7 protein-coding genes and 1 pseudogene are annotated in these 4,800 nt (G+C 73.7%); 3 read left to right on the top strand and 5 right to left on the bottom strand.

Going from position 1 to position 4,800, the window contains the following annotated elements:
• Positions 1-52: 52 nt before the first annotated feature.
• On the bottom strand, positions 53-436 hold the full coding sequence (locus tag ACFU6K_RS19540) for a VOC family protein (protein WP_380664612.1): 384 nt from the start codon (positions 434-436) through the stop codon (positions 53-55).
• 198 nt (positions 437-634) lie between these two features.
• On the opposite strand from ACFU6K_RS19540, the gene ACFU6K_RS19545 reads away from it, so the two are divergent.
• Positions 635-976 carry a hypothetical protein gene (locus ACFU6K_RS19545; RefSeq protein WP_380664614.1) on the top strand — a complete coding sequence of 114 codons (342 nt, stop codon included), beginning with the start codon at positions 635-637 and terminating at the stop codon, positions 974-976.
• 124 nt (positions 977-1,100) lie between these two features.
• Here the strand turns inward: ACFU6K_RS19545 and ACFU6K_RS19550 are convergent, their stop codons facing one another.
• From ACFU6K_RS19550 to ACFU6K_RS19565, 4 genes are all read right to left on the bottom strand, one after another.
• Positions 1,101-1,604, bottom strand: coding sequence for a GNAT family N-acetyltransferase (locus tag ACFU6K_RS19550; RefSeq protein ID WP_380664616.1), 504 nt, complete (start codon positions 1,602-1,604; stop codon positions 1,101-1,103).
• A 23-nt stretch (positions 1,605-1,627) separates the two neighbouring features.
• Positions 1,628-1,987, bottom strand: coding sequence for an arsenate reductase ArsC (locus ACFU6K_RS19555; RefSeq protein ID WP_380664632.1), 360 nt, complete (start codon positions 1,985-1,987; stop codon positions 1,628-1,630).
• 91 nt (positions 1,988-2,078) lie between these two features.
• Positions 2,079-3,086: an ACR3 family arsenite efflux transporter gene (arsB, locus tag ACFU6K_RS19560; protein ID WP_380664634.1), complete on the bottom strand. Its 1,008-nt coding sequence runs from the start codon at positions 3,084-3,086 to the stop codon at positions 2,079-2,081.
• Between the two features lie 89 nt (positions 3,087-3,175).
• Complete coding sequence (locus ACFU6K_RS19565; RefSeq protein ID WP_380664618.1) at positions 3,176-3,556, bottom strand: ArsR/SmtB family transcription factor; 381 nt, start codon at positions 3,554-3,556, stop codon at positions 3,176-3,178.
• A gap of 88 nt (positions 3,557-3,644) precedes the next feature.
• Here ACFU6K_RS19565 and ACFU6K_RS19570 point away from each other — a divergent pair, with 88 nt between their 5' ends.
• Both ACFU6K_RS19570 and ACFU6K_RS19575 read left to right on the top strand, forming a co-directional pair.
• Positions 3,645-4,088: an ArsI/CadI family heavy metal resistance metalloenzyme gene (locus ACFU6K_RS19570; RefSeq protein WP_380664620.1), complete on the top strand. Its 444-nt coding sequence runs from the start codon at positions 3,645-3,647 to the stop codon at positions 4,086-4,088.
• A gap of 369 nt (positions 4,089-4,457) precedes the next feature.
• A pseudogene (locus ACFU6K_RS19575) lies at positions 4,458-4,800 on the top strand (hypothetical protein); the annotation flags it as partial.

The following is a 4,800-nucleotide window of genomic DNA, read 5'->3' on the forward strand; positions in this document are numbered from 1 at the left end:
CTTCCCACTCCTCCCATGCTGGGGACGGCCCGGCCGGGAGGGCGCACGGGCGTCAGGAGTTCGCGACGGCCCGGTCGGAGTCGCTGCGCAGTACGCAGAACTCGTTGCCCTCGGGGTCGGCGAGCACGGCCCACCCCGAACCGTCGGGGTTCCGGTGGTCGCCGACGAAGGTGGCGCCGAGGCCGAGCAGCCGCTCCACCTCCTGGTCGCGCGAGGTCTCCGGCCGCAGGCACAGGTGGACCCGGTTCTTGACCGTCTTCGCCTCGGGCACCTGGTTGAAGTACAGCACCGGCCCCTCCGCCAGCAGCACCTGCGTCTCCCGGTCCCCCGGCCGGCAGTCGGGGTCCAACGGCCGACCGGTCACACCACTCCAGAACCGCGCCAGCTCATAGGCGTCCGCACAGTCGATCGCCACGTTCTGCAACACCGAAACCATGCGCGCGAGTCTCCCCGATCCCCGCGCCGGACGCCACCGGGTCGCGCCCGCTCCCCGCGCCCCCGCCCGGGGCGGGACCGGCCCGTGAGGAGCGGGCCCGCCGATGGCCCTGACCTGCGGCGATACGGCCCGGGTGCAGGCCCTCACGGACGTGCCTACGGTGGAAGGGGTAGCCCAGAGCATCCAGGAGGTTACGTTATGACTTCCGAGAAGAAGCCCGTCCAACTCACGGCACGCACGGTAAGCGGCCACGTGGTCGCCCACGCACCGATCAGCGGCGACTTCGAGGCCACGCTGACCGACATGGACGGAAAGCCGATCGTGGGGCGGCAGATCACCTTCTACAGCACCGCGAGCGGCCAGCGCGTCGGCTCGGCGACCACCGACCAGAGCGGGATCGCCAAGCTGAACTCCGGCTCCAAGATCCTCGACCCGGTCATCGTCGCCAGCACCCTCACCACCGGCTGCGAAGCACGGTTCGAGGGCGACGACGAGTACCAGGCGGCCTCCGCCCACGCTGGCACCGCGGTCGGCGTGTAGTCGACGCCATAGCCAGACGTACGAGGAGTGGGAAGTCGGCCCGGCCGACTTCCTACTTCCCGCTTCCCCGCTCTGCGCCACCGGCCGGACGGCGATCCGGACGGCGATCCGGGCATCGATGTGCTCAACCGACCGTAGGACTGCGGCGTTCGAGGAGGACCACGTCGCGCCACCGGCCGTCGCGTCGGCCGATGCGCTCCCGCGTCCCGACGATCCGGAACCCGAACCTGGCGTGCAGGGCGAGGCTGGCCGTGTTCTCCGGGAAGATCCCCGACTGGATCGTCCAGATCCCGGCCCGCTCGGTGGAGGCGATCAGCGCCTCCAGCAGGGCGGCGCCCACACCGCGCCCCCGCGCCTCGGGGTGGACGTAGACGGAGTGCTCGACCACACCCGCGTACGCGCACCGGTCCGACACCCGGGCCACCGCGGCCCAGCCGAGCACCCGGCCGTCCCCGCCCCTGCCTCCGCCCCCGCCCTCGCCCTCGTCGAGGGCGACGAGGCGGTGCTCGGCGAGGCGCGCGGCGTCGAACGCCTCCCAGCCCGGCGCGGCGGTCTCGAAGGTGGCGTCGCCGCCGTCGATCCCGAACCGGTAGATCTCCAGGACCTGTTCGGCGTGTGCCGCGGTCATCGCGGCGACGGTCACGTCCCCGTTCACGCGCCGCCCGCCCCGACGCCCAGCTCGGTGAGCAGACCGCGGACGCGCCGCTCGATCTCGTCGCGGATCGGGCGCACCGCGTCGACGCCCTGGCCGGCCGGGTCCGCCAACTGCCAGTCCAGGTAGCGCTTTCCGGGGAAGTACGGGCAGGCGTCGCCGCAGCCCATGGTGATCACCACGTCCGAGGCCCGGACCGCCTCGACGGTGAGGACCTTGGGCGTCTCGGCGGAGAGGTCGATCCCCACCTCGGTCATCGCCCGGACCACGGCCGGGTTGACGGTGTCGGCGGGGGCGGAGCCGGCCGAACGGACCTCGACCCGGTCGCCGCCGAGGTGGCTCAGGAAGGCGGCGGCCATCTGGGAACGGCCGGCGTTGTGCACGCAGACGAACAGCACGGACGGCTTGGACGGCTTGGACGGCTTCGGCTCAGGTGCGGACGGCACGGACTCAGACACGGGCGGACCCTTCGACAGCGGTGGCGGGCTGGGGGAAGTAGCGGCGGGCGGCCAGGGCCACGTGGACGAGGCCGATGAGCACCGGCACCTCGATCAGCGGCCCGACGACTCCGGCGAGGGCCTGGCCGCTGGTGGCTCCGAAGGTGGCGATGGCGACGGCGATGGCCAGTTCGAAGTTGTTGCCCGCGGCGGTGAACGCCAGGGTGGTGGCGCGCGGGTGGTCCAGGCCCACCGCGCGGCCCAGCGCCAGGGAGCCGGCCCACATGACGGCGAAGTACACCAGCAGCGGCAGCGCGATCCGGGCGACGTCGAGGGGCTGCGAGGTGATCGCACGGCCCTGGAGCGCGAACAGGATGACGATCGTGAACAGCAGCCCGTACAGCGCGAACGGGCCGATCCGCGGCAGCAGCCTGGCCTCGTACCAGGTGCGGCCGCGGGCCTTCTCGCCCAGGCGGCGGGTGAGGTAGCCGGCGGCGAGCGGGATGCCGAGGAAGACCAGCACGCTGCGGGCGATCTCCCACGCCGACACGTCGAGCGCCGCCTGCTCCAGGCCGAGCCACCCGGGCAGCACGGACAGGTAGAACCAGCCCAGCGCGCCGAACGCGACCACCTGGAAGACGGAGTTCAGGGCGACGAGCACGGCGGCGGCCTCCCGGTCGCCGCAGGCCAGGTCGTTCCAGATGATCACCATGGCGATGCAGCGGGCGAGGCCGACGATGATCAGCCCGGTGCGGTACTCCGGCAGGTCGGGCAGCAGCAGCCAGGCGAGGGCGAACATCACGGCGGGCCCGACCAGCCAGTTCAGCACCAGGGAGGGGATCAGCAGGCGGCGGTCGCGGGTGACGGTGTCGAGCCGGTCGTAGCGGACCTTGGCGAGCACCGGGTACATCATCACCAGCAGGCCGAGCGCGATCGGCAGGGAGACGCCGGTGACGGTCACCTTCGCGAGCGCGTCGCCCAGGCCCGGGACGAGCCGGCCGAGGCCGATGCCGAGGGCCATCGCGGCGAGGATCCAGAGCGCGAGGTAGCGGTCGACGAAGGACAGCCGGCCGGCCACGGGGGCGGGGGCGGGCGCCCCGGCTGCGGCGCTCACTCGGCGGCTCCGAGCGACACCGGGCGGGTGAGGACGCCGGCCAGCCGGTCGGTGGTCTCGGGGACCAGCCGGTAGTACACCCAGGTGCCCCGGCGCTCCGAGTCGATCAGCCCGGCCTGCCGCAGCAGCTTCAGGTGGTGGGAGATCGTCGGCTGGGACAGGTCGAAGGCCGGAGTCAGGTCGCAGACGCACACCTCGCCGCCGGCGCCGGAGGCGATCATCGACAGCAGCCGCAGCCGCACCGGATCGCCCAGGGCCTTGAACAGCGGCGCCAGTTCGGCGGCCTGCCCTTCGTCCAGCGGAGCGCTCAGCAGCCCGGGGCAGCAGCCGTCCGCGCCGTCGCCCTGGTTCAGCACTCGGAGTTCCTGTTTCGACATGCTTCTATATTGACGAATGCCGATCCAGTCCGCAAGCTTGCATCGACAGACATCGATCCAGGCTCGACCCAGCCCGTTGGAGGCCACCATGTCCCGTGTCCAGCTCGCCCTGCGCGTCGCCGACCTCGAAGGCTCCATCGCCTTCTACGCCAAGCTCTTCGGCACCGAGCCCGCCAAGCGCCGCCCCGGCTACGCGAACTTCGCCATCACCGAGCCCCCGCTGAAGCTCGTCCTCATCGAGGGCGAGCCGGGCGAGGACACCCGCCTGGACCACCTCGGCGTCGAGGTCGCCTCCACCGAGCAGGTCACCGCGGCGACCACCCGCCTCCGGGACGCCGGCCTCGCCGCCTTCGAGGAGAACGACACCTCCTGCTGCTACGCCGTCCAGGACAAGGTCTGGGTGACCGCCCCCGGCAAGGAGCCCTGGGAGGTCTACGTGGTCAAGGCCGACGCCGACACCCTCGGCAAGAGCGCCTCCGGCACCCCCGAGGCCTGCTGCACGGGCGCCGCCACCGGCGAGGCGTCCGCCTGAACCGGCGGGGAGCGGGAGGTCGACCCGGCCGGCCTCCCGCGCACCGGAACCGCCAGCGCGCGCCCGACGCCGAAGGCGGCGGCCGCCGTTTCACCGGGGCCCTGCGCCAGTACGCCGCCTACCTCGACGACGGACTGGAGGCCTACCTGCGCGGCTACCTGTTCTGGCTCACCGAGCACCGCGAACCCCGCGCCGGCGAGGCACTGCCGGAACTCTGACCCGCGGCGGCGGGCGCGAGGAGCGGGAAGTCCGCCGGACCTGCCACGTCAGGGGCCCCGCCGGGCGGGCAGAGCGCGGGATGAGACGTGCCGCGAGCACTGCGGACGGGGCTTCGCCGATGGTCCGTCATGTCCGTCTAGGGTGGCGCCCATGACCGACCCGCGCCCCACCTCGGCCTTCCACGCCGCCAACGCCGATCCGGCGGACACCGACCGGCTGGTCGCCGCGCTGGACGCCCAGGCCGCCAACCCCGGGGTACGGCGCCTGCGCGCATGGGCGCACGCCCGGCTCGCCGCACGCCCCGGCGAGCGCGCGCTGGACGTCGGCGCCGGCACCGGCTCGGAGACCCGGGTACTCGCGGCGGCGGTCACCCCGGAGGGCGGTGGGGGCGGCCGCCCCCCCGGCAGCGCGCGCGGCGGCGCGCCGCACCCCCCCCAGCCGGCCGGCGCCCCGCGGCGCCCCGCCCCCGCCGGCCCCCCCGCCCCCGGCCGGG

It is taken from the genome of Kitasatospora sp. NPDC057512, from assembly GCF_042802135.1.
Classification (GTDB): Bacteria; Actinomycetota; Actinomycetes; order Streptomycetales; family Streptomycetaceae; genus Kitasatospora.

What these genes read in the sequence shown, in the direction of transcription:
- ACFU6K_RS19540 (WP_380664612.1), bottom strand. Translation starts at nt 436, where the DNA reads ATGGTTTCGGTGTTGCAGAACGTGGCGATCGACTGTGCGGACGCCTAT.
- ACFU6K_RS19545 (WP_380664614.1), top strand. Translation starts at nt 635, where the DNA reads ATGACTTCCGAGAAGAAGCCCGTCCAACTCACGGCACGCACGGTAAGC.
- ACFU6K_RS19550 (WP_380664616.1), bottom strand. Translation starts at nt 1,604, where the DNA reads ATGACCGCGGCACACGCCGAACAGGTCCTGGAGATCTACCGGTTCGGG.
- ACFU6K_RS19555 (WP_380664632.1), bottom strand. Translation starts at nt 1,987, where the DNA reads ATGGCCGCCGCCTTCCTGAGCCACCTCGGCGGCGACCGGGTCGAGGTC.
- arsB (WP_380664634.1), bottom strand. Translation starts at nt 3,086, where the DNA reads ATGGCCCTCGGCATCGGCCTCGGCCGGCTCGTCCCGGGCCTGGGCGAC.
- ACFU6K_RS19565 (WP_380664618.1), bottom strand. Translation starts at nt 3,556, where the DNA reads ATGTCGAAACAGGAACTCCGAGTGCTGAACCAGGGCGACGGCGCGGAC.
- ACFU6K_RS19570 (WP_380664620.1), top strand. Translation starts at nt 3,645, where the DNA reads ATGTCCCGTGTCCAGCTCGCCCTGCGCGTCGCCGACCTCGAAGGCTCC.